This window comes from Leptospira soteropolitanensis (assembly GCF_026151655.1).
Taxonomy (GTDB): Bacteria; Spirochaetota; Leptospiria; order Leptospirales; family Leptospiraceae; genus Leptospira_A; species Leptospira_A soteropolitanensis.
In genome coordinates, this window is the sequence record NZ_JAMQPN010000002.1 from 139,668 (window position 1) to 163,519 (window position 23,852).

Annotated in this window: 22 protein-coding genes; 8 read left to right on the forward strand and 14 right to left on the reverse strand. The window is 38.9% G+C overall.

The annotated features are described in order from the left end of the window. Genes ND811_RS05355 through ND811_RS05370 form a run of 4 tightly spaced genes read right to left on the reverse strand, consistent with a single transcriptional unit; the run spans nt 1 to nt 5,877 of the window. On the reverse strand, nt 1–1,914 hold the full coding sequence (locus tag ND811_RS05355) for a PP2C family protein-serine/threonine phosphatase (protein WP_265351089.1): 1,914 nt from the start codon (nt 1,912–1,914) through the stop codon (nt 1–3). Nucleotides 1,915–1,917: 3 nt separating this feature from the next. After that, nucleotides 1,918–2,862 carry an LBF_2017 N-terminal domain-containing protein gene (locus ND811_RS05360; RefSeq protein ID WP_265351090.1) on the reverse strand — a complete coding sequence of 315 codons (945 nt, stop codon included), beginning with the start codon at nt 2,860–2,862 and terminating at the stop codon, nt 1,918–1,920. Then, on the reverse strand, nt 2,859–3,752 hold the full coding sequence (locus ND811_RS05365) for a FecR family protein (RefSeq protein ID WP_265351091.1): 894 nt from the start codon (nt 3,750–3,752) through the stop codon (nt 2,859–2,861). Before ND811_RS05365 ends, ND811_RS05360 begins: the two co-directional genes overlap by 4 nt. A gap of 22 nt (nt 3,753–3,774) precedes the next feature. Further along, nucleotides 3,775–5,877 (reverse strand): (Fe-S)-binding protein, encoded by a 2,103-nt coding sequence (locus ND811_RS05370; RefSeq protein ID WP_265351092.1) that lies wholly within the window; start codon nt 5,875–5,877, stop codon nt 3,775–3,777. Between the two features lie 123 nt (nt 5,878–6,000). On the opposite strand from ND811_RS05370, the gene mqnC reads away from it, so the two are divergent. After that, on the forward strand, nt 6,001–7,110 hold the full coding sequence (gene mqnC / locus ND811_RS05375; protein ID WP_265351093.1) for a cyclic dehypoxanthinyl futalosine synthase: 1,110 nt from the start codon (nt 6,001–6,003) through the stop codon (nt 7,108–7,110). A 182-nt stretch (nt 7,111–7,292) separates the two neighbouring features. Here the strand turns inward: mqnC and ND811_RS05380 are convergent, their stop codons facing one another. From ND811_RS05380 to ND811_RS05390, 3 genes are all read right to left on the reverse strand, one after another. Further along, nucleotides 7,293–8,441, reverse strand: coding sequence for a GGDEF domain-containing protein (locus ND811_RS05380; protein WP_265351094.1), 1,149 nt, complete (start codon nt 8,439–8,441; stop codon nt 7,293–7,295). A gap of 101 nt (nt 8,442–8,542) precedes the next feature. After that, nucleotides 8,543–9,361 carry a GerMN domain-containing protein gene (locus ND811_RS05385; RefSeq protein WP_265351095.1) on the reverse strand — a complete coding sequence of 273 codons (819 nt, stop codon included), beginning with the start codon at nt 9,359–9,361 and terminating at the stop codon, nt 8,543–8,545. Nucleotides 9,362–9,395: 34 nt separating this feature from the next. Next, complete coding sequence (locus ND811_RS05390; RefSeq protein ID WP_265351096.1) at nt 9,396–10,040, reverse strand: HAD family hydrolase; 645 nt, start codon at nt 10,038–10,040, stop codon at nt 9,396–9,398. An 82-nt stretch (nt 10,041–10,122) separates the two neighbouring features. Here ND811_RS05390 and ND811_RS05395 point away from each other — a divergent pair, with 82 nt between their 5' ends. From ND811_RS05395 to ND811_RS05405, 3 genes are read left to right on the forward strand one after another with little or no spacing between them, the layout of a single operon-like run. Next, entirely contained in the window at nt 10,123–11,328 is a 1,206-nt protein-coding gene (locus ND811_RS05395) for a KamA family radical SAM protein (protein ID WP_265351604.1), read from the forward strand. Next, nucleotides 11,325–12,320, forward strand: a complete 996-nt coding sequence (locus tag ND811_RS05400; protein ID WP_265351097.1) for a D-alanine--D-alanine ligase family protein — start codon at nt 11,325–11,327, stop codon at nt 12,318–12,320. The genes ND811_RS05395 and ND811_RS05400 overlap by 4 nt, the downstream gene beginning before the upstream one ends. Continuing rightward, entirely contained in the window at nt 12,317–12,994 is a 678-nt protein-coding gene (locus ND811_RS05405) for an iron-containing redox enzyme family protein (protein WP_265351098.1), read from the forward strand. Before ND811_RS05400 ends, ND811_RS05405 begins: the two co-directional genes overlap by 4 nt. Here the strand turns inward: ND811_RS05405 and ND811_RS05410 are convergent. The 4 genes from ND811_RS05410 to bfr are packed head-to-tail and all read right to left on the reverse strand — an operon-like array spanning nt 12,981 to nt 16,093. After that, a complete protein-coding gene (locus tag ND811_RS05410) occupies nt 12,981–13,334 on the reverse strand; it encodes a DCC1-like thiol-disulfide oxidoreductase family protein (protein ID WP_265351099.1) in 354 nt (117 codons plus the stop codon). The two genes, ND811_RS05405 and ND811_RS05410, sit on opposite strands and share 14 nt — an antisense overlap. A 10-nt stretch (nt 13,335–13,344) precedes the next feature. Next, nucleotides 13,345–14,490: an acetylglutamate kinase gene (locus tag ND811_RS05415; RefSeq protein WP_265351100.1), complete on the reverse strand. Its 1,146-nt coding sequence runs from the start codon at nt 14,488–14,490 to the stop codon at nt 13,345–13,347. Next, nucleotides 14,487–15,635, reverse strand: a complete 1,149-nt coding sequence (locus ND811_RS05420; RefSeq protein WP_407658877.1) for a THUMP domain-containing class I SAM-dependent RNA methyltransferase — start codon at nt 15,633–15,635, stop codon at nt 14,487–14,489. Before ND811_RS05420 ends, ND811_RS05415 begins: the two co-directional genes overlap by 4 nt. After that, nucleotides 15,617–16,093, reverse strand: coding sequence for a bacterioferritin (gene bfr, locus ND811_RS05425; RefSeq protein ID WP_100717537.1), 477 nt, complete (start codon nt 16,091–16,093; stop codon nt 15,617–15,619). Before bfr ends, ND811_RS05420 begins: the two co-directional genes overlap by 19 nt. A gap of 78 nt (nt 16,094–16,171) precedes the next feature. Here bfr and ND811_RS05430 point away from each other — a divergent pair, with 78 nt between their 5' ends. Genes ND811_RS05430 through ND811_RS05445 form a run of 4 tightly spaced genes read left to right on the forward strand, consistent with a single transcriptional unit; the run spans nt 16,172 to nt 20,142 of the window. After that, on the forward strand, nt 16,172–17,272 hold the full coding sequence (locus ND811_RS05430; RefSeq protein WP_265351102.1) for a thiolase family protein: 1,101 nt from the start codon (nt 16,172–16,174) through the stop codon (nt 17,270–17,272). After that, on the forward strand, nt 17,272–18,333 hold the full coding sequence (waaF, locus tag ND811_RS05435) for a lipopolysaccharide heptosyltransferase II (protein ID WP_265351103.1): 1,062 nt from the start codon (nt 17,272–17,274) through the stop codon (nt 18,331–18,333). Before ND811_RS05430 ends, waaF begins: the two co-directional genes overlap by 1 nt. Next, on the forward strand, nt 18,330–19,649 hold the full coding sequence (locus ND811_RS05440; protein ID WP_265351104.1) for an aminopeptidase P N-terminal domain-containing protein: 1,320 nt from the start codon (nt 18,330–18,332) through the stop codon (nt 19,647–19,649). Before waaF ends, ND811_RS05440 begins: the two co-directional genes overlap by 4 nt. Nucleotides 19,650–19,683: 34 nt before the next feature. Continuing rightward, nucleotides 19,684–20,142 (forward strand): MarR family winged helix-turn-helix transcriptional regulator, encoded by a 459-nt coding sequence (locus ND811_RS05445; protein ID WP_265351105.1) that lies wholly within the window; start codon nt 19,684–19,686, stop codon nt 20,140–20,142. A 17-nt stretch (nt 20,143–20,159) separates the two neighbouring features. Here the strand turns inward: ND811_RS05445 and ND811_RS05450 are convergent, their stop codons facing one another. The 3 genes from ND811_RS05450 to ND811_RS05460 all read right to left on the reverse strand — a co-directional run bounded on the left by ND811_RS05450 (nt 20,160) and on the right by ND811_RS05460 (nt 23,730). Then, on the reverse strand, nt 20,160–20,918 hold the full coding sequence (locus tag ND811_RS05450; RefSeq protein WP_265351106.1) for an enoyl-CoA hydratase/isomerase family protein: 759 nt from the start codon (nt 20,916–20,918) through the stop codon (nt 20,160–20,162). A 74-nt stretch (nt 20,919–20,992) separates the two neighbouring features. Then, nucleotides 20,993–22,171: a M20 metallopeptidase family protein gene (locus ND811_RS05455; protein ID WP_265351107.1), complete on the reverse strand. Its 1,179-nt coding sequence runs from the start codon at nt 22,169–22,171 to the stop codon at nt 20,993–20,995. Next, nucleotides 22,168–23,730 carry a TolC family protein gene (locus ND811_RS05460; protein WP_265351605.1) on the reverse strand — a complete coding sequence of 521 codons (1,563 nt, stop codon included), beginning with the start codon at nt 23,728–23,730 and terminating at the stop codon, nt 22,168–22,170. Before ND811_RS05460 ends, ND811_RS05455 begins: the two co-directional genes overlap by 4 nt. Between the last annotated feature and the right edge of the window lie 122 nt (nt 23,731–23,852).

Below are 23,852 nucleotides of genomic sequence, written 5' to 3' on the forward strand. Positions count from 1 at the left end.
CTAAATGACTTCAATCCCGATCCAAGTGATATCATCTAGGAAAGGGATTCCTTCGGAATAGGACCTGATTTTTAATTCTAGTTCCTGTTTGATAAGGGACATGTGTTTCGATTTCATAGAAATAAAAAACTCAGTAAGTTCATTTTCCCATATTTTTTCCTGTTTGGAGTTTTCAACATCTTTCAACCCATCCGTAAAAAGAAAAAAACGATCACCCTTCTGGATCGGGTATTCTAACACTTTCGGTTCTATACTGGGAAGCATTCCGAACATTGGGTTTAATTTTTCAGGACAACTGATCTCATTTCCAGAGACGTATAACATACCTGGATGGCCAGCATTTCCATACGTAACCATGTTTTGATTAAAATCAAATAATAGAAATAGAAAAGGTACAAATGCGTATGGATCTGGAAAATGATTGGATATACCTTCGTTCATTTTCTTTAGAATTTGTTTTGGATCCGATTCTGTTTTTACAATTTGATGGAATAGAACACGTAGGACTGTCATCATCATTGCCGCTTTTACTCCATGCCCTATGACATCACCTAAAGCAAAAATAGAACGGTTGTTCCCTAAATCAATATAGTCGTAATAATCACCACCCACTTGAATCAGTGGTTTGTACAAAACTTCATAATCTAAATTAGGTAAAAAGATGATCCGGTTGGGTAGATACTTCTTTTGTAAATCTTTAGCATATTCCATTTCCTTTTCGAATTCCAAACGTTTCTTTGTAACATTTTGAATCAATACAAGGGCACCGCTAGCGAAACGATATTTCTGTTCCAAAAACCAGAGTTGATAAGTAAACTCTAACAAATAAATGGAACCGTCAAAAGAATAAAATTCAGATTCTTCTTTTCTTAGTTTAGTATGCTCATTCTGTAAAATGTATACGTCTTGTAAGAATAAACTAACTTCCTTTTCAATCCAATCTTTGACGGAAAGTTGGTCCCGAAATAGATTTGTGACAAGTAGATTTGGTTCAATTTCCGGATTTTCTAAAAGGATTTTTCCTTTTGAATCATATAAGATAGCCGCATGGGGAAATTCTTGTAAAAGTAATCTTAACTTTTGTTTTGATTCGATTTCCTTTAGAGAAATGGCAATTGAAAAAACAAAAGATAAAAAAAGTAAGGAAATCAATATGACTGTGTTTTTTTTTAAGGATTCTTTTATCGGTATTAATACCAAATCCTTTGGGCTAACAATGAATAAATGGAATGGGAGTCCATACATTGGGTAACTGGCAACAAAATAATCCATCTCATCTTTTTTGGTTTCACGAAGGGAAGGTAGACTAGAATGAGTTTGTAATGAAGATTTTACATCTGATCTCCAAAATTCAGAAACCAAAAACTCATTTTCGATAAATCCTGAGATTCCAAAATTTCCCTCATCTCCAAGTAGAAATAGACCTTCATTAGGATCACTGTAGGGTGAATCTAAAAGAGCCTCTTCTAAAAACTCTGCTGAATGGATAGAAATATTTTTTCCATCTAAAACGAAGAGGTATGTTTTTTTACCAGATCCCCAATCACATTGTAACAGGCTAATTTCTTCTACGTGAAAGGAGTCGGTGAGAGACGGAAGACAATGATTTTGAATTTTATAAATTTCTTTGGCAGGAATAATTCCTACAGCCTTTTTTTCGAAATTATCTTTGCCAATTTGATCTCTAATTTGGTTTTCTAAATCAATAGCAAGGAGTTGGATTCGAATGAGTTGATATCTTTGGTTCCAGTCCAATGCCTCTTTGTATCTGGAATAAATCATTGACGAGGCGAGGAGAAAATATGGAAAAATTAAGAATGTTATGATGGAGAGAAATAATTTTAAAAAGGATTTAGTTTTGATTACATATAGAAAATGATCGAAAAGTTCGCGAACTCTATATCCAGAGTACACTTCTTAGTTTCCTTTTTTTGTTCTTTGAATTTTGATTTTTTTGGGAATTTCTTCGTTTCCTAACTTATCCGTTGCTGAAATTTCTAAATCCAAATCTTCCGAACAAGAATTGACTATGTTTTCAAAGGACGTTTGGATATCCCAATGGTACCACTCAGAAGGCACATTGTTTCCACAAGTTGTTCGGAATCGTATCACATCTAATCCAGAACCTAAATCTGACGATTTGAGCTCTAGTCTAGTATTTGGTCCAACGAATGCCGAAGAAGTCTTTTGGTATAGAGGTGGCTCCCAATGAAGTTCCGTTGTAGGTGGAGTGTTATCCACGCTGAACTCCCAAACCTGCATAGAATCTGATATTCCTAATTCGTTTGTCACTTGGTATTCTAGTTTATAGTTCCCATCATTCGAAAAGGTAAGCTCTGGTTGGTTGGTTACCATCCAAGATCCACCATTGACTCGGTAACGAACAGAAGTTTTCATCGGTTGGCTTAAGATGGGTTTTACTTGGATTTTATTTTCTGTGAGATAAAAATGATTGATTCCTTTTCCCTTTTGAATAGGTACCAATACATCTGTTGTGGCGGTTTTACGAGCTATGATTTTACTAGGTTCTTTTGGTTTTGGTTTTCCAAAAGATTTTACTGCATACAAATCCGTCCAAAATCCTCGCACTTGGCGTTTAGCCACGGCGCGAATTCGAAAGTATTCATATCCATTGGGAATATAGAGTTGAATTTTTCCCGGACTTGCAACCACTCGGAAAGGAATTTCCAAATCTAAATTAGGTTCTTTCCAAAGTTCAAATTCATATTGGATGATATCATCTCTATCTGGCTCTAAAGTAAAACGTATGGTTTTTGATTCAGAAAATATGGGAAAAAAGAATCCTAAAAGGAAAAAAACAATCCAAACGATGAATGATCTGAAACGACGGAAAGAATTCATTCTTCTTTTGGTTTTGGCGGATCAGGAAGGCTGAATGGTTTTAAGGGAGGTTTGCCTTTTTCAACAAAGGTAGCAAATCCTGAAGAAACGTTTACTGTTACATTCTGTGCGGTAACTGCCACAAGCCCCTCATAGCAACTTAAGATTGTATTTCCAGAAGGATCCACCTCGGTAAGAAAATCGGTTCCTCTTACTTCTGAAACGGCAGATTCTGTCTTTAAAAGAAACATACGTTGGTTTGTTGATGGTTTTTTCTGAATGATGGAGCGAATCCTTCCTTTGCGAAGGTAAAGTTCATCAGGTTCTATATCTGATTTCCCTTTTTCCATTATCACATGGCTGTTTTCGGTAATTTCAAATCTTGATCCCGATAACAAAAGAAATTGCGCTTCTGAATCTTTGAAAGTCCTCACTTCATCTTTGACATAAAGACCTTCGCCAATGGTGGCCCCGATCCAGTCGGAACTTTTCCTAGAAACTTTCAAAACTTCTGTTTTTCCCGAGTATCTTTGCAGATCTGCAAGTGGTTTTTTTCCCAAACTTTTTGGAATCCATAATTTCATCCCAGGAATGATGAGATTGGGATTATCTATTTGATTGGATTTGAGTAGTTCCTTCCATTTTCTTGGATCATCCAAGTAAGTTTTAGAAATGATACTTAGAGTTTGTCCTTTTTCTACTATGATGGTGATTCCATCTCCATCCGGTGGCTGGATGACCTGTTTGGATTCAGCGGAAAGTGATTTATATGTTAAATTCGATAAACAAAATAATACAAAAAACAAAATAGAAAAAAGATACTTTTTTCTTCCCATAAAAAAGGTGGAAGTTTCCCTCCACCTTTTCCAAAGAACAACTAAATTTGTTGCGAGGAAATTTAGAAATTTCATTTTCACTCGCAACTCTGACTTGTTAGTCGATGTTTTCAGCAACTAATTCTGCAATGTCTTTTACTTTTACAGAATCAATTTTTTCAGCGGCTTTTACACCATCTGTAATCATTGTGATACAGAATGGACAAGCCGTAGCAATGGTCGTAGCACCAGTATCAAGAAGTTGTCCTGTACGTTTACTATTCACACGCATACTTTCCGGATTGGATTCATCCACATGTTCTTCCATCCAGTACTGCGCACCACCTGCTCCACAACAAAGTCCTTTGGAGTGATGATCTACTGCTTCTTCGATTTTTCCACCAGACACTTTTTTCACAACATCACGAGGATTGTCGTAATTGTTGTTATATCGACCTATGTAACAAGAATCGTGGTAGGTGTATTTCCCGGTTTTAGCATCATCAGCCACTTTCACATCAATTTTACCTTCTTTAGAAAGTTGGTTGATGTACTCTGAGTGGTGAATGACTTCGAAGTTTCCACCAAATTGTGGGTATTCGTTTTTGATTGTGTTGTAACAATGTGGACATGCAGTTACGATTTTTTTAATTCCATAACCGTTGATTGTGTCTACGTTTGTTTGTGCCAAAGTTTGGTATAAATATTCATTACCGCCGCGGCGAGCAGAGTCTCCCGAACATCCTTCTTCCGTTCCAAGGATTCCAAAGTTAACATCTGCTTTTTGCATAATTTTGACAAAATCACGAGAGATCTTTTTATTTCTTTCATCAAAAGCACCGGCACAACCTACCCAATAGAGTACGTCCACGTTTTTGTCTTCTGCTTCTGAAAGAACTTTTACATTAAGGCCTTCTGCCCAGTCTGCTCTTGTATGAGCACCCACACCCCAAGGATTGGAATTGTTTTCCATATTTGTGAAGGCTTTTTGAAGTTCAGGACTCATTTTTGATTCGGCAAGAACTAGATGACGGCGCATTTCAATGATGGCGTTCACTTGGTTATTTCCTACAGGGCATGCTTCTACACACGCATAACAAGTAGTACATCCCCAAAGTGCTTCTTCACTTAAACCTTCGTGCGAGTTGATGACTCCTGTTTCTAGGGCAGCCACTGCTTCTGCTGCTTCTTCAGGAGTTTTTCCAGCACGTGCAGCTGCTACTTCTGGCATTTTCTCTAACATTTGGTGTTTAAGTTCTACAATGATAGCTTTTGGGTTTAGGACTTTTCCTGTTCGGTTGGCAGGACATTCCACTTGGCAACGTCCACATTCGATACAAGACATACCATCGAGTAGGTTTGGCCAAGGAAAATCTTCCACACGGTTGGAACCCCAAACTGCATTTTCATCATCTAAATTGAGTTTAGAAAGTTGGCCTTTCGGAGTGTCAGTCGCAAGGAAGTAGTTAAACGGAGCAAAAATTAAGTGAGCGTGTTTGGAAGTTGGAACATACAACATAAAAGCAAACACGGTAAGGATATGACCCCACCACATGATTTGGAAAACAGTATCAGCAGAAGAATTGGCAACACCAATCGATTCCCAAACAGATCCAATCGCACCATCAATAAGACCTGCATGAGAAAAGTAAGTTGCTGCAACGGTTTTTGCACCATTTCCCAGTAAGGTGGTTACCATAAGGGTTGCAATCATACTGATCACTACTGCAGAAGCAGGAGAGTGAACATCAAGACCTTTTGCTTTTTTGATCCAACGTCTCCAAGCAAAGAAACCAAGACCTGTGAGTACAAGAATGGAAACATAGTTTACCGCTTGTTCATAGATATGATTTGCTGATTCACCAAAAAGAAATTCAGGAAGAGCAAATTTGTAAGGATCTTCCATAACATAACCAAATACACCTGCCACCATTTGGCTTGTTGTGTGGATGGTATACACTAGAAATCCGTAGAACACAAATGCGTGCATGATACCGCGTACTGGTTCCCGGAAATTTTTCTTTTGTAGGACAACGTTTATTAAAAAACTTTTGAGACGAAATCCAATATTTAGGTTCTTTTTCGCATCTTCATTGAAGAAAGCAGGACGACCATTGAAGATCAGTCCGAGCCTATAAAGGATGGCGCGGACAAAGACAATGTTTGCCACGACGAAAAATGCTGTGAATAATAGGTGAAAGAGAATTCTTCCGATATCCATTTATGTTTATGCCCTTAAGGTGTTTGGTATTTCCTAGGATTTGTATAGAAAAATGAATGTCCAGGAAAATTCGGTTTTTACAGGGATCTGTCAGCAGATTTCCTGTCCAAGTAGGTAGAGATCATGAACTTAGACTCGTTTTCATTTAGCCCAAAAGACCCTAGTGATGCCATCCTTTTGCGTGCGGCAGAGGGCAAACGCATCTCTCCTGAGGAAGCCCTCATCCTTTACCAAGAAGGCGATTTTTTAAAGATCCAAATGGTGGCGCGGTTTCTTCGGGAGAAGGTGAGACCTCATTCAGAAGCCAGTTACACAATGTTTCGGGTAGTCAATTATACCAACTATTGCAATGTAGAGTGCAATTTTTGTTCCTTTATGGACGAGATAGGGAATGGAAAAGGATATGTACTCTCGAAAGAAGAGATCCTACAAAAAATGGATTACGCTGTAGAAGAAGGGGCGGACCAAATGTTCCTCCAAGGGGGGGTCTATCCAAACCTTCCTTTCGAATATTATTTAGATGTGATTCGCACCGTAAAAGCAAAATACCCAAAGATGCATATCCGTGCCTTTTCTCCTGTGGAAGTGATCAATTTAGAAACTATTACGGGTAAACCTTTACGTGAAGTATTACTCATTTTAAAAGAAGCAGGCCTTGATTCGGTTCCAGGGGCTGGGGCTGAAATTCTCACAGAGAGAATGCGCCAAATCATTTCTCCAAAAAAAGCCAGTGTATCAGAATGGGTAAGAGCGATGGAAACCTGTCACGAAGTGGGACTTCTTGGATCTGCCAATGTCGTATTTGGATCGGAAGAAACAGAGGAAGAGGTGATCGAACACTTATCTGTCGTTCGAGACCTCCAAGACCGCACAGGTGGATTTTTATCTTTTATCCCTTGGACCTTCCAACCACAGACCAAAAGGTTCAAAGTAAGACCCGTTCCCACTCATGAATACTTAAAGGTTCTTGGGATCTGCCGGATCTTCCTAGACAATATCAAACATATCGAAACTTCCGTTATGGTTCTTGGAAAAGGTGTGGGGCAACTGGCACTCTATTCCGGGGCAGATGATATTTCTTCTGTTGTCATTGAAGAAAATGTACTTCGTTCCTTCGGGCTAAAAACAGAAAAGGAAGCACGTAAGTTTTTAAAAGAAGGAGGATTCCAGCCCATCCGAAGGAATTTAATGTACGAAGAAGAATACGAAGGCAATCGAGCCGGAGTGGAATAAATTGTCAATCCCTTGCAACCTGTAGTTTTTTAGCTTAAAGCTAATAGAAAGTAGAGGAGGCAAAAAAAAAGACGGGCTTTCACCCATCTTTGGAATTTTACACCTTATCCGTTATGGACATAAACTGAGAATCAGTCTCAATTTTAATACTCCAGATTTTTGATATCTTGTCTATCATTTTTTTAAGATTCTATCAGTGTGATTCGGTTTCTCCCCTCATTTTTCGAGGTATAGAGAGCCGTGTCAATTTTGTGGTATAGTTCGTCAAAACTGGGATCATCTTCGGGACGAAAAAGTGTGGCTCCAATTGATACAGTTAAAGTAAGGAATTCGCCAGGTTGGTTGTGGATCGGGATTTGTAGTCGCTCTAGTTTTTCACGAATCGATTCGGCAAGAACCTGCAGACCTTCTTTATCAATGGGGGATACAAGAAGACAAAATTCATCTCCCCCTATCCGCGCTGCAATGTCTGTGATCCTTGTCCTGGATTTTACCGTTTTCGCAAATGCCTGGATGGCAAGATCTCCTTGTTTGTGACCGTATTTATCATTAATTGCTTTGAGACGGTCTAAATCCAAAATCACAAGTCCGATGATAAACCCTTCTCGGTTGGATCTTTTTTTATAGAGATCAAACTGTTCTAGCAGATGACGCCTGTTAAATAGTTCAGTCATCGAATCCACCCGGGAGAGATCTTCTATTTTTTGATTGATACGGAGTAATTTCCCTACAGTGATCCGTAATCTTGCCTTTACCCGGTATTCTTCAAACCGCCAGTAGTTGATGAGGAGGTTTGCCACAAATCCAAAAGCTAGTAAAAAGGAAACTATCAGCACATCTTGATAAAAGACAAAACGATCAAAACCTTGGATTCGCGAAAAATTTAAATGTAAGGGGATGAAGACAGCAATGTACAAGGTGGAAAGAAGTAGAATTCGGAAAGGTTCAATCCATAGAAGGATCGAGGCACTGGCGATGACAATGGCCGAACCAAATAGATAATAAGCATGGTTCGGTTTATCATAGACCATCATGGGTATATAGAGTAAAATGAGGCCGATAAGTACAAGACTTGTAATCCCGTAAATATGTCTTTGGAAAAGTTTTACCCTCTTTTTTCCAAAGAGATAAACAAAAAAACAAATAGCAAGCGACGAGATTCTGAAAAAAGCAATCCAGAAACTAGCTTCTTTGGTTCGCACGAGGGAATCGACAAACAGAAGAGAGATGATGGCTGTAAAGGCCGTCATCACACTAAAAATCTGTAGCGAAGAGCCTATGTCGGAAATATTTGTGGCGGTGAAACTAGGATGGTAGGTTCGTAAAAACATTTTACGAAATACAAAGAAGTATCTTTTGAATGTATGCCTGCGCATGTACGAACCAGAACTAAAAATACAGAAAATCTAAGATCTGTAAACCATTTCCTGAACTAGAAAATAATTACCTTTCTTTGAGATTTGGCAAGGACTTCGGGAATCGTCAATCCATCACTTCCCAATGTTCGAATCTTTTCACCATTGGAATATAGAATTACCCCTTTGATTCCAAAATTTCCAATCATGGTATAGGCTATTTGGTCTAGTCTGTCTTTTAATATCTCCATACTTCCGCCATAACCGATGTCTTCCGAAATGGAGAGGTGGAGGATTCCGTTGTCCAATCGATAATTAGGTTCCATACGAATTTTTTTAGACAAAGCTGAAAGAACGCCTTTTCCTTTTTCTTCTGGATTTGGTCCTTTGGTTAATTCTTGGAATAAAAAAGGAATCGGATCTCCACCCGGAAATTCCCGGCTAAGTTTGACTAATTGCGATTGGCTGTTTTTACCAGTTCCGTAAAATTTTAAAAAATACACTGACAAATAACCAGCATCCGCTTGCAGGCGTTTGCCGGGGCCAGGAAACCTATCTTCGGGAAGGGTGATTTCTGGAATGGTATCATCCATTAGTTTTGTCTGTGGTTTTGGTTTTGGCAAAGTATCCGGAAAGGTTTGCGTGAGGACTTCTTCCTCCCAGTTTAAATCATCTTCCCAATTTTCTTTGGTAAATGGATCAGAGGGTTCTGCAAATTTAGCCCTTTCTTGAGACTTTCCAATATTGCGAAATCCTTGTTTGGGAAGGAAACTTCCAGTGGCTTTGGGATCAAATCCCATCGACTTTTCGATGAGTACCAGTACAAGAAAGATTCCGCCAATCAAATAGCGTAATGATTTCCATTTGTCTTCTTGAATTTGGGGATGTACCGCCACAGTATCAATGTCGGAAAAGTAGAGAGTTTCGAATTTAAAAAAAATCTTTTAAAGTGGTTAAATTATCGAATTTCCAATCGAAATCGGGAATTTCTCCGGGAAGGCCGTGACCGTAGGTACAGAAACCAAAGGGGCATCCGTTTTCTCTTGCCGCTTCCCAGTCACTATGCCTATCTCCAATCATCGCAATGGCACTTGGTTCTAAATTGTATTTACGAACATACTCTGCAAGGATCTCACCTTTGGTATGGATTGTGTCTTGGTTGATGACAACAATTGGTTCAAAGTATTGTAACACTCCTGCTGTATCCAAAACGGTTTCAATATAAGCTTTTCTTCCGTTGGAGGCACAAGTAATGGTATATCCCTTTTCTTTGAGATAATGGATGGTAGAGCCGACACCCGCATAAAAATCACCACCACCACTGCGGATGGAGTCACAGAGTAAATCTAGTACTCTTCCAGAAATCTGGTCTCGTTCGGATTCAGGAAGGTCTGGCAATAGATTTTTAAAGATGGTGCGAACTGGTTTCCCAATCTCATTCATAATCTGGTCATGACTCGGCAAGGACGTGATTTTTCCCGTCTTTTGTGCAAACTCTTCGATTGCCTGCACATAGGTCTTAAAGATTATGGATTCTGAGGAAAATAAGGTCCCATCGACATCGAAGGCGACCATGCGGATTTCCCCCAGGCGGTTTTCTTGCATTACCACCAGAAAAGAATTTGGCGGTCTCTTGGCAAGTAAGGAATTGGAAGTTATGCTCGTGCAAAGCAGTTTATCAGAAGTTCTTAAGGCGCGCGAAGAGTTGTATACTCGGACGAATTGGACGGATCACACCTCGCAGTTACAGAATCGTGTGAAAGGAGAGGACTTATCTCGTTATTTTGTTCTCACGGAATCGGAAATCATCGGAATTAAAGAAACCATTCGTTTGCATGTTTCTACCACTCCATATTACCTGTCTTTGTCGAGTCCTGATGATCCGAGTTGTCCGATTCGAAAAATGATTGTTCCCAGATCAGAAGAGGCAGTCCTTTCCTCGGAAGAAAGTAGTGATCCCTTGGATGAAGAAAGGCTAAGCCCTGTTCGTGGGCTGACTCATATGTATCCCAATCGGGTACTATTATTTTCCAACCATTCCTGCAGTGTGTATTGTCGCCATTGTATGCGAGGCCGAAAGGTTTCTTCCAATGAAGAAAGAATGGAAAAAGCGGATTTGGAGAGGGCATTTGATTACATACGAAACCATCCTGAGATAGAAGATGTAGTCATCAGCGGTGGAGATCCTCTCAACTTAAGCGATGCTAGAATCGAATGGATCCTCTCTGAGTTAAACTCGATCCCACATGTAAAAATCTGTAGATTGGGCACAAGAAACCCAGTCACTTTACCATTTAGGATCACTGAAGCCTTATGCAAAATCATTGAAAAATATAACAACGAGCAACTATCTATTTTTTGTAACACTCAGTTCAATCATCCAAAAGAATGCACCCAAGAATCTAAAGAAGCGGTCCTTCGGTTATTAAAAGTAGGTGTATCAGTCGGGAACCAGTCTGTTCTTTTAAAAGGGATTAACGATGAGGAAGAGACCATGCTTAGTCTTCATAAAAAACTTTTGGAAATGCGAGTTCGTGCTTATTATCTTTATGACCCGGAGCTCATCCCTGGATCTCGGGGTTTTCGAACTCCACTTGCCCGTGGGATAGAAATTGTAGAATACATGAGAGGTAAAATTGGAGGGATGGGGATTCCCCAATTTGTGAATGACCTTCCTGGTGGAGGTGGCAAAATTACCATTTCACCTAACTGGTATTTGGGGTATATTCCCAAAACCCGCCAACATGTATTTCGATCAGCAGTCACAAAAAAAATACATTTATCCTTCGAACCTGTAGATTCCACCAAAGAATCCTATTACCCTGTTCTCAGTGATGCTGATTTGGAGAAACTGGGATTATGAAAGGCACTGTGATCCTCGCTTGCGATGTATATGATGCGAACACCCCCGAATTTTCTCAGGAATGGGAATCGGAAGAATCCATACAAAAGATGGAACAAACCATCCTGGATTTAGGTTATGATGTAGCGGTTTTATCAAACCCAACAGAGATCACTTCTGTTCTCAGTAACATTCCCTTGGATGAGAGACGTAATTGGATCGTTTGGAATCTTGTGGAAGGATACCAGTCCCCAAACAGAGAAGCTTACATACCGGCGTTATGCGAATATTTAGCCGTGCCTCATACGGGAAGCTCTGCGGCAGTCCAAACTCTAACTTTAGATAAATACAAAACGAAACTTTTTTTAAGATCCTTTGGAATTCCCACAGCAGATTCATGGCTTGTGGAAGATAAAAATGAAACACCGCAGGGGAACTTTCCCTTATTCGTCAAACCAAATGGAGAAGGTTCAAGTCTTGGTATTAACGAAAAAAATCTAATTCAGAATATTGCCGAATGGAGGAATGTTCTGCCAGCTTTGGTAGAAAAATTCCATTCCGTCATTGCGGAATCCTACCTCTCAGGAAGGGAACTAACGATCGCAGTATTTGGAAACAAGGGTGAGTATACTACCACAGCCCCAGCCTTTGTTGATTATCCAGGTTCTGTTTACAGTGATCTTGTCAAATCCAAAGAAAACTTTGTTGAATCATTGGATTTTACTGTGCCAAAAGATTTGTCTGAGTCTCTAATAACCTATGCATTGAAAATTGCGAGTTTACTCGGAAGTTCTGGTTATATTCGGATCGATTTTAAATTGGAAAAAGATCTGCCATATCTTTTGGAAGTTAATGCCACACCGGGTTTTTCTTCTGTCTATTCCACCTTGCCATTGTTATGGGAAAAAAGTGGTAAAACTTACTCTGAACTACTAAGTTATGTTTTGGATTTAGGATTTCAGGAATATAAACACCATCATCGTTATCAATATGCAAAGGATAAAAACCTATGAAAATCGTGGAAACTTTAAAAAAGGATGTAGAATCTCATCCCATCCTTAGATCAAAATGGTTGTTGGAACGTAGTACCTCAATGAGTTTTAATGACTTAATTTTATGGTTAAGCCAAGAATACTTTGTATCGATTGGCTTTGTGGATTGGTTTTTGTTAGTAGCTGCCAAAACAAGAAACCAAAATGCAAAAATTGTTCTTGTGGAAAATATTTGGGGAGAACTTGGAGAGGGAAATATCGCAGACACCCATGTTTCGATTCTCATAGAATTTTTAACAAAACTTAACTTTGATTTTACAAACCATACAATTTTGCCAGAAACAAAAACTTATTTGGATAAAATGGAGTCCATCATTGCAAAAGGATTTTTTTATGGGCTTGGGGCGCTCGGGCCGGCAAATGAATACCTTTTGAAATTAGAATATTCGCAGATCTCTGAAGCATATAAAAAACTAAAAACAGAAATGGTACTTCCCGAAGGTAAATTTTTCCAGGTAAATTTGGAAGCGGATGAAGGCCATAGCCAACGTATGTTTGAACTGATTGAAGAAACTGCAATCACAGACGAAGCAAAGAACCAAGTGATCGAAGGTAATCAACTGGCCCTTTTGGCAAGGGAAGAATTTTACAAAGGACTCTCTCGTTTGGATGAGGAACACCTTACAAAAGTTTAGTTCGGAAACGTTTCAAAAAAAACATAACCCCCATTCCGAAAAATGGAACTAGGGGCAAATACAAAAGGAAACTGAAGTATTTGTATTTGTCCATTTTCCAAAAAAGTTGCCTTACGGCAAAGAACCCTGGATATCGATTTCCTGATTCGATGAGTTGGACTTCCCCCGCACATAAGGTTTTGTTTAGTTGTTTATGAAGGGACTGAAGTTCTTCGTCTGTGAGCTTATGAAAGGAAATAATGTCAACTTGATCTTTTGTTTTTTCTCGAATGGATTTTGCCAGTCGGGTACAAAACTCACAGTTCCCATCATAAACTAAGACTGAATTTTTAGATAACATTGGTTTTGGATTACTTTGGATAAAAATCTTCCGGTTGCGATTTTAATATTTGGATGGTCGCAGGAATGAGTGATTGGTCCAGTCCCAACCAATAATAATACCAACTTTCATCCTTTTCAATGCCTTGTGCGACAGACATATACCATTTGTTAATATTATTGTCTGGTTTGCTTCGCCAAAACAGTGGTCGGCAATGTTCTAAGATTTGATCCCAGATATCGCGACCTACACCTGCACCTCTTGCCACACCATTCACTGCAAATTTAGAAAGCAAATACCCATGTTTTGTTTTTTGCATCCAAGCGCAGGCTCTGTATGACTCTTCTAAAAATAAAACATCAAATTTAGTTTTGTAAAATTCTGGTTTTAAAGGTTTACCAAATGATTCTTCAATGAGTTGGAATACTCTTGGCATATCAACGTCCTCAGTAGAATGACAAACCCTGATTTTGTTTTTTCGCTTAACGAGAGTTCCACTTCCTTTGACGGTAAAAAGTTCTGTGAGTAGAGTGAATGGGGAAGTGAGAACAATGCTAAATTTTGGATCTTCCATTTTGGACAATAAGTCTTCTGAAAGTTGGATGAATTCTTCCTGCGACCGAGAAAGTGTCATCCCTTCCGGAAGAGACAAATGAGAATCACTTTGTAAGATAGATTTTACCTTACTTGTATTTGGGTCTTTTAATGGACCATCAATGGATACATAAATAACTTTGGAGGAATGCAGGATAGAACGACAACGGTCAATAAGTGCGGAAAGTTTTTCCTTTTCATCATCCCAAAGTAAAATTGGGATTTTTTTCTGACCGATACTTTTTGTGACTTCTTCTTTTAGAGGTTGGTTTCGATCCACCACTTGGTAGGAGAAACCAAGGCTTCTTTCGCCATCTGCATTCACTTGTTCCAGTGGGAAAAAAACTTTTAAGTATTGGAAACTATCTATTTCCAAAATGACAAAGGGAAAAAGATCCAGTTGGTAGAGTAGTTTTAGATCTGAAAATAAGGCTTCCGAACTATCAAAAATGGTTTCTGAATCCGCATAAAGAATCGCAAACGATTCAGGTGATAGAGATTGGAATTCCTTTAAGAAAAGTAGTCCATCTCTTGGATCTCTTGTGATTTCAAAGACCCGACTGAGTACGTCTTTGGATTTCATTTCCCCCCTCGGATTTCATAATCAACAATCTTTGCTTTGAGGTTGGCATGTTTCAAACTTAAATGTGCGTTTTCTTTGAGTCCAAATTTACCAAGCAGAGAGAAATCTCCAGAAAGTACGGTAAACTTCCAACCGCCAAATTCATTTTTAATGACCTTTCCAAATTGGAAATACATCTCCTTTAGGTCTTCCATTGGTTTTCCAATCCGATCCCCATAAGGTGGATTGGTAACCACGTGACCTTTGTCTCCAAATTTGTTTTTGAGATCTAAACAGTTTCCGACTTCAAACGTAACAAAGTCTTCTACCCCAGCTTCGTATGCATTTTCTTTAGCGATGCGAACCGCTTCCGGATCTACATCAAATCCAAAAATATGGGGAGATGTCGGTTTTTCCATTTTTCTTTCGGAAAACACATACGTAGGAAATAGGATTTGGAATACAGGAGATTCCGCAAAAAGAAATCGATTGATTTCGCCATAGAGCCGTTCCCTGAGAGCCGCTTCGATAAGGATAGTTCCAGATCCGCACATAGGATCCACTAAGGTATTTCCTTCTTTCCAACCGGAGACTTCGAGCATTGCTTGTGCGATGGGTTCTCTCACAGGCGCAGTCCCAGCAAAGAGCCTATACCCTCGTCTTCCCACGGGATCACCGGAAAGAGAGATTTCAATGCTAAAGCGGTCTGTATGAGATCTCACAACAATGGTAATGTCTGCCATTCGTTTTTCAATTTCAGGGAGAGGTACTTTTTTACTTCGTAAACGATCGAGGACTGCATCTTTTGTTCGATGCATGGTGAATTCTGAATTCTTTAATTTATCTTTGGTCTCTGCATCTATTCGAAAACTCACATCCGGGCCAATGTATTTTTCCCAAGGGAGTTCGTTTGTTTTGGCATAAAATTCATCGTAAGTGTCTGCATTATCATGTAATAACTGTAAGTTGATCCTTGAGGCAAACTTGGTATGAATGGCAAACTTTATGACATCTTCTTTTTTTCCGGAAAAAAAAACTCCACCTCGGTTGGAACTGGTGATTTTAAGATGAAACGACTTTAATTCTGATTCCAAAAGCGGAGAGAGTCCCTCTCCGCAAATCGCATGGTATGTGGGGTGAGTAGGTTTTATTCCGAGTCTCCTAATTTTTGAGCCAAGTAGTTAGGGAGGCTAATCGAATCGATAATGGATTTTTGTGTTTCAATCCAATCAATGTGTTCTTCTTCAGAAACAAGGATTTTTTCCAAAAGTTCTCTTGTTCCATTGTCTTTGGCGGCTACGCAGATGTCAATGCCACGGTTGAGTCTTTCTACGGCATTGTATTCTAACTGTAAGTCATGGTCTAACATCTCAGGAACCGTTTGCCCTACATTGATTTTTAGATACTTTTGTAGGTCAGGAGTTCCATCAAAGAAGAGAATCCTCTCGATGATTTCATCTGCATGTTTCATCTCTTCGATGGACTCTTTTCTGAGGTATTCGGCAAGTTCCAAATACCCCCAATTTTTACAGACTTTTGCATGAATAAAATACTGATTGATGGCTGTGAGTTCTGCTGCTAGAACTTCCGCTAAAATGTCGATTACTTCTTTTTTTCCCTTCATATGGGTAGCCTCATTTTCTCTCTTCAAATGGAAAGATAATTGGTTTTCATAGAATAGGCAAGCTTAAAGTATATTCTAATGAAGAAAGTTTACATTCACAATCCATCATTGAGTGTATTCGGAAAACACAAAGGATCACAACTTGATTTATCCTTTGCGACCGCAAAACAATCTGTACATGAGTTTCAATCTCACAAAATTCAATTCATCATCTACGCAAGTTTTTCACCTGATTCCTATAATAAGGAATACCATTTATCTGCAAAACTCCCTGGTTTATTAGGAATTCGCGATGTTTATTCCATACGTATGGAAACTGCCTCTTCTTCAGGCGCTGCTGCCTTTCAATTGGGGGTGAATTTAATTCTCAGTGGAAGGTTTGACCACGGACTTGTTGTAGCAACGGAACTAATGAGCCAACTCAGCCGAGAAGAGAGTAATCTTTTGTTAGGTTCTGTTCTTTCTGAATCACAAAGAGCACTAGGAATGTCTATGGCACAAGGTGGTGCTATGATCACCCGAAAGTATTTAAATGATTATGGATACAAAGAAGAAGACCTTTTTGCCATCGCAAAGAAATTACACGACAACGGGTTACTCAATCCAAAAGCACATATCAAAAAGAATTTAAGCCTAGAAGAATACCAAAACCAAACAAAGATCGCAAGTCCCTTAGGTTTGTATGATATCTCACCACTTTCCGACGGATCGGCAGCCCTCATCCTTTCCAAAGAGCCAAGTGCCCTCTCAGTCAAAGGGATGGGTTCGGGAACCGCTCCTTTCCTTTCTTCAGCGGATCCCAGTTTTCTTGCCAACCGAATTGCCTTTGAGAAGGCTTATGCAGAAGCTGGTGTGGGGCCAAATGATATAGATTTTGCAGAATTACACGATGCGTTTACTCCTTTCGAACTAGTCGGTGCCGAAGATGCAGGTTTTTTCAAACGAGGAGAGGCCTTATTTCAGGTAAAAGCAGGTCTTACCCATCCCAAGGGCAAAATTCCGATCAATTCCTCTGGTGGACTCAAATCCCGAGGCCATCCGGTGGGAGCTTCGGGCTTGGCACAAATTGTCGAACTTTGCCGCTTCTTTGAGGAATGGCCGGAAAAGCGGTTGGCAGTAGCGCAAAGTATAGGTGGACTTGCTACAAACAACTTTGTGTCGATATTAGAAAGAGTCTGATGCCCGAAAAAATACTCATCATCCAAACCGCATTTTTAGGTGACCTGATCCTATCCACGTCGTTTTTCCATGCGGTCAAAACAGAACATCCCGGAGCGGAAATCCATGTGTTAGTGAATGCTGGTACGGAAACTGTTTTGGATAACAATTCGGATTTAACAAAGGTTTGGTCACTTGATAAAAAACGAATCAAAAAAAATCCCTTTGCCTTTTTTCATTTTGCCGGATTGTTAAAAAAAGAATCATTTAACAAAGTATATTCGGCACATTTTTCATTTCGTTCGAGTTTGTTATCATACCTAACAAGGGCTCCGATTCGTATTGGTTATAAAGAATCTGGCTTTTCTTTTTTACACACAAAGACGGTACAAAGACCAAAACAAGGTCCTCATGAAGTAGAAAAACTATTTTCCCTTTTATTTGAAGAATATGATTATCCTAGTGGAAGGGAAAGAAGACCATATCTATTTCCTGGTGCATTCGAGGAAGAATCCTTTTTAAAAGCGAAAAAAGAGATTCTAACCAATGAAGAAGGTTACATTTTAGTGGCTCCTTCTTCACTTTGGGAAACCAAACGAATGCCAGAAGAAAAATTTGTCAGTGTCATCACCCAAATCCTTCGCAAACGAAAAGAAACAGTTATTTTAATTGGAAGCAAGGCAGACTTAGAAATTGAAAATACAATCTTTCGATTAATGAAAACCGAACCTTTGCAGCTTCGCGAGCGAAGTCGTTTGATTTCTTTAGTAGGAAAAACGAATTTAAAAGAATTAATGGTTTGGATCCAAAACGCCAAAGCTATTATTTCAAATGACTCGAGCCCCATTCATTTTGCTTCTGCTTTTAATACTCCCACAGTGATGCTTTATGGTGCAACGATTCCCGCTTTTGGGTATGGTAGTCTTTCCGATAAACATAAAATTATGGAAGTACAAGGTCTAAATTGTAGGCCTTGCGGAATTCATGGCGGTAGAATTTGTCCTGAGGGACACTTCCGTTGTATGATGGACCAAAATCCTGTCCGAATCTTCGAAGCTCTTGAGGAAATCATTAAAATATGAAATTACCTGATAAAAAAACAAAAGAATACAACTCTAAATTATACCGCAGTCGGATAACGAACATTCAGAAAAAGTTAAAAAAAGGGGAAATTTTTTTACTTTTTGCTGCTAATCATAAAATTAGAAACCGGGATGTAGAATACAAGTTTCGCCAAAATTCTGATTTTTATTACCTAACGGGAATTACAGAAGAAGACTCTATCCTTGTCATCACCAAAGATGTTTCAGGTATGTTCTGTTTGCCCAAAGACAAAGAAAAAGAAATTTGGACAGGGATTCGGCTGGGAAAAGAAAAAATCAAATCCATGTTAGGTTTGGATTTCTCTTATGACTTAAGCGATTGGGAAAAAGAAAGACCTGCCATTCTAATAGGAAACCATACTTTATACTATTTTTTCGGAGAAAACCCTGACCGTGATCGGGAACTGATTTCGGAATGTAAAAATCTATCTGATCGCGCTAGGGAAGGAAAGTTCGGCCCACATAGAATCGAACACCCAAATTTTTTACATGAAGAAAGACTAAACAAATCTAAAGAAGAAATAGTTCTCTTAAAAAATGCGGCAGAAATTACGAAACTTGGCCATATGCGCATTATGCGAGAGAGTAAACCTGGGATGTATGAATATGAATTGGAAGCTCTACTTGATCATGAGTATTTAAAATACGGATCTATTGGCGGAGGATATGGTCATATCGTCGCAGCAGGAAAAAATGCCTGTATCCTTCATTACGTGGGTAATGATGATATTCTAAAAGATGGGGATTTGGTTCTTGTGGACTCAGGAGCCGAGTGGAATTATTATACTGCTGATGTGACTCGTGTTTTTCCAGTGGGGAAAAAATTCACAGAGGTCCAAAAAACAATCTATGAAATTGTTTTATATGCGCAAAAGAATGCGATCCGTAATTCTATTTCAGGAATTCCTTTCAATGAAGTACATGAAAAAACCGTACGTTTCTTAAGCGATTGCCTAAGAGACATGGGCTTTCTCAAGGGAAGTTTAGAAGAAATTATCGAAAAGGGCACTTACAGAAAATTTTATATGCACCGGACAGGTCACTATTTGGGGATGGACGTACACGATGTCGGAAGATATTTTTTAGAAGGAAAATCTAGACCTCTAAAAGATGGTCAGGTCGTGACTGTAGAACCTGGATTGTATTTTGACCCAATGGATGAATCCATACCCAAAGAATTTAGAGGGATAGGAATTCGTATCGAAGATGATATTCTAATCCAAGGAAAAAATCCAGTCAATTTAACCGAATCCATTCCGAAAGAAATTTCTGAAATTGAAGCATTGAAGAGTTAATGTACTCCAACTTTTTGGTGTTAGTTGTATTTTGATGAGTAGAGAGCTTCCCAAAAGATTTCGGTCCGTCCGGTATTTTGATCGAATCAGTTCGGAAATTGCAGATATTGTTCGGAGTGAGATGGAGAAGTTGGGATATCCTGGTTTGACTACTTCCCATTTTGAGATTTTAACATTTCTTTTGCGTAGTAAAGTTCCGATTAATATGACACAAATTGCCAAAACCATAGAAAAAACAAAACCGACATGTACTGTACTTGTAAATCGTTTGGTGAAAGAAGGCCTAGTAGAAAGAAATCCTTCTCCGAGTGATGGACGCGAGTGGGCGCTCCTTTTATCAAAGGATGGAAAAAAAATACGAAAGAAGATAGTGACTATCTCTGCTAAACTTCTTTCGTTACAAACTTGGGGAATTTCAAAGGAAAACGAAGATACTTTATATCCAATCCTCGAAGTGATTTACAAACACATCCGAAATAAAAAAGATAGTTAAAGGATTCTCCGTTTATCTTAGGATGTAAAAACTGGTCTTCTTACTTGAACCGAAGCAGAAATTCCTTCTTGGGCATCTTTAGATTGGATACTTTGAATAGTTGCTTTTATGTCAGTTTCAATCAGCGATAAAATGTTTTTCTGAACATTTAGAATTCCTAATTTTGTATCCTTCATTGCCGACAAAGAATTCTTTTTTAGTTTTGTTTGAAGAGATTTTGATTTTTTCTTAACGTCTTCTTCTGTCGCAACAATTTCTTCAAACAAAGAAGGCATTTCTTTTGCTTTAAAAGCATCACCGAGAAGAACATGGCGTTTAGCAGCATCATATCCAACAGCCTCGCCTAGTAGTGCATAAATAAAAGAAGGAACTTGGATTCCTATTTTTACTTCAGGTAAACCAAATCGAATATCCTCAGTTGCATAACGGTAATCACAAACAAGTGCAAGCATGGCCCCATATCCTAAAGCATGTCCCGATATCTCTGCAATGGTGGGAACAGGAAGTGTAAACAAATCTTTCAGGTTTTCATAAAACAAATTTAAAAAGGGTGCCAGATCTTTGGAGAGATCCATTGTGCTGACTGTTGTAAGATCTAATCCGAGTGAAAAACTTCCAGCAGACTCGCTTTTTAAAACAATAGCTTTGGAATTGGATTCTTTTGCAGTATGAATCGCTTTTTTTAGTTCCAAAAACGATTCGTTGGAAAAGCTGTTCTTGTCGTTAATGCCTAATCGGATAAAACCGATTCCGTCTACTTGTTCAAATGAAATCATTGGAATCCTCAGAAAATGGTTAGATGTCTAACTAATAAAACAGGCATAAAAACAGGCAAGATTTATTTTGTTAATTAGGAATTTAATAGGTAGGTTCTAATCACTTCTTTCATTACCGAAAGACCAATGGGCAGGGCATCTTCATCAAAATCAAAAAAAGAACTGTGGTGGGAATGGATATAACCCTTGGCCTCGTTCCTAGAACCAATAAAAAAATAACAACCTGGGCGTTCCAAAAGAAAGGCAGAAAAATCTTCTCCTCCCATAGTTCTCGTGTTTTCTTCTGTCAGGCAGTTCTCACCAAGAACATTCTTTGCTGCAGTTCGAACGATATCCGCCATTTTGGGGTCATTGATGGTTGGTTTGTCGATTCGATTGTATTCAAAATCAACTTTTGCACCAAATCCAGCGGCAATTTGGTTCACGAGAGATTCCATTCGTTTGGGTATCATCTCATAAACAGATTTGGAATAAGTGCGAACTGTTCCATGAAGGATTGCTGTTTCCGGGATGACATTGAAGGCATTTCCTGAATGGAAAGAACCGACAGTTACAACGCAAGGTTCTAAAGGATCGACATTTCGAGAGACTAAGGTCTGTAAGGCTGTCACTAAATGGGATCCGACTACAATTGGATCGACCGTGTGTTGGGGGATGGCTCCGTGGCCAGAAGTACCTTTGACTGTAATTTTAAATTCATCAACGGAAGCCATCATGGTTCCGTTGACGACTCCCACTTTCCCTAGATCAATGTGATTCCAGACATGGAGGGCAAATACAGAATCTACTTGGTATCTGTCTAAAATTCCTGAGGCAATCATTCGGTCTGCTCCAGATCCACCTTCTTCTGCGGGTTGGAAACAAAGAAGAACTCTACCACACGGGACAAATTCTTTGAACGAAGATTTTAACTCCGAAGAGAGTGCCATAAGGATACTTGTGTGACCATCATGACCACAAGCGTGCATCTTCCCGGGGTTTTTACTTTTATATTCGTGATGATTTTCTTCGTGAATCGGAAGGGCATCCATATCCGCTCGGACGAGGATGGTTTTCCCAGGAATCCCCGAATCAAATAAAGCCACAAGACCTGTTTCTGCAATCCCTGATTCCACTTGAAAACCTAAGGATTCTAAATGTGCCTGCACAAAAGAGGCAGTTTCCTTTTCTTCATATTTGAGTTCTGGAAACTGGTGAAAGGTTCGTCTATACCGAACCATTTCCTCTTTTCTATTAGAAGGATAAACTTTCATAATTTATCAGTTTCTTGTTTTGCTCTTTTTTCAACTGCTTCTAAGATGGAATACAAATCGAGTCCGTACTTTTCAAAAAGTGAGTTTTTTGCCAGTTCATAACGTACTAAATTGATATTAAAATTGATCTTTGCTTGTGTAACAGCAAGTTCTGCGTTTGCCAAACTATCTAAAGCATTCTTTACGTTAACAGCAGTATAACGACCTTGTCGAAAACGTTCCATCAGTCCATTGTAAAAAATCTCTGTTTCTTTCCGTGTTTTGACTAAGTCTTTGAGTAGAGCATGACTTGAAATCAATGCTTCATATCGATTGTCTATTTCCTGAGAGATTTCTTGTTCTAGGTTTTGGATTTTTAGCTCATTTAATTTGAGATTTGTTTCCGCATCGCGAATTCCTGCTTTGATTCCTAAATCCCAAAGTGGGTAAGACATTTTTAATTCTGCTAAAATTTGTGGGTAGTTTAAAGAAGTGATACCTCTTTGTCTTGCGATAAAGTTCTCTTGTGGGGAAAGAAAATTCTGCCCAAGGGAACCATACGTTAAGGTTGCAAGTAAAGACGGATCATCCTCGGCAAGAGCGGTGTTTAATGCCAGTTTTGCAATTTCTCTTTCTCTTTTTAAGATAAGATAGTCTGTTCTACGAGAAAGAGCATATTCTTTGTCTGCTTTTAAATTGATTCCTGTTGGCAGAGTTTCACTTAAATCAGTGACTCCTTCAATTGATGATTTTGTATCAACATTCAAAATTCGAATTAAATTTCTTTCTGCTTCGATTCGATCGACTTTTGCTTTTTCTAATAGAGATTGAGTTTTGAGGTAGGCCTGATTCCATTGATTGACTTCAAATCCTTCGGAAAGCCCAAGACCAGTTTTACGCAAGGTCAGACGACGAATCTCCTCCGTATTTTTGGAAACCTTTTCATAAGTGGCAATTTGCGAATCTACTATGCTTAAGGACCAGTAATCCACCAAAATCTTTACAACAAGTTGGGTAAGAATGTTTATATAATTTTCACGAACTAGTAAAGTTTGGTTTTTTAGAAGTTTTTCCTTATCTTCTTCGTTTTTTCCAAATCCGTATTTGAGTAATTCTTGCGAAAGAGTGACGGAGAGTGCTCCCGTATACATAGGTGGCGCTGCCAGTAAACTTCCGAAGGCTGCTGTTTGGGCATTAGGATTTTCAAAGGCGTTTACATCATAACGGATGGTGCTGATTTCCGATTTAAAATAAGTCCCTGTTTTGAATTGTTTTTCAATTCCTGCAGAGATTTTATCCTGGGACCGGATCGTTCCCGCAAAGATGTTGTTTCGGTTTTCTGGAAATAGTTGTTTGGAGGACTGAATACTGGCCAAAGCTTTCCAAGTATACTTGGATTCATTTTTCCATTCAGGACTATCTGCTTTTACAATCTCTAACTTCGCGTTTTGAACAATAGTATTGTTCTCGATGACTTGTTCAATGGCTTGTGAAATGGTAAGTCGCAGTTTTTTCGGACTGTTTCCTTGTTCAAGGAATTCCGGAACTGTATTGCCATTTTCCCATTGGGAAAGCTGCATTCGTTTTACATCCTCATCAAAATCAGAATCCGCAAAAATAGGGACGCTGAGTAAACTTAAAGATATTAACCAACTGGTCAACTTTCGAGGATTTATGAAAAATCCTGGGGTTGTTAAAATAT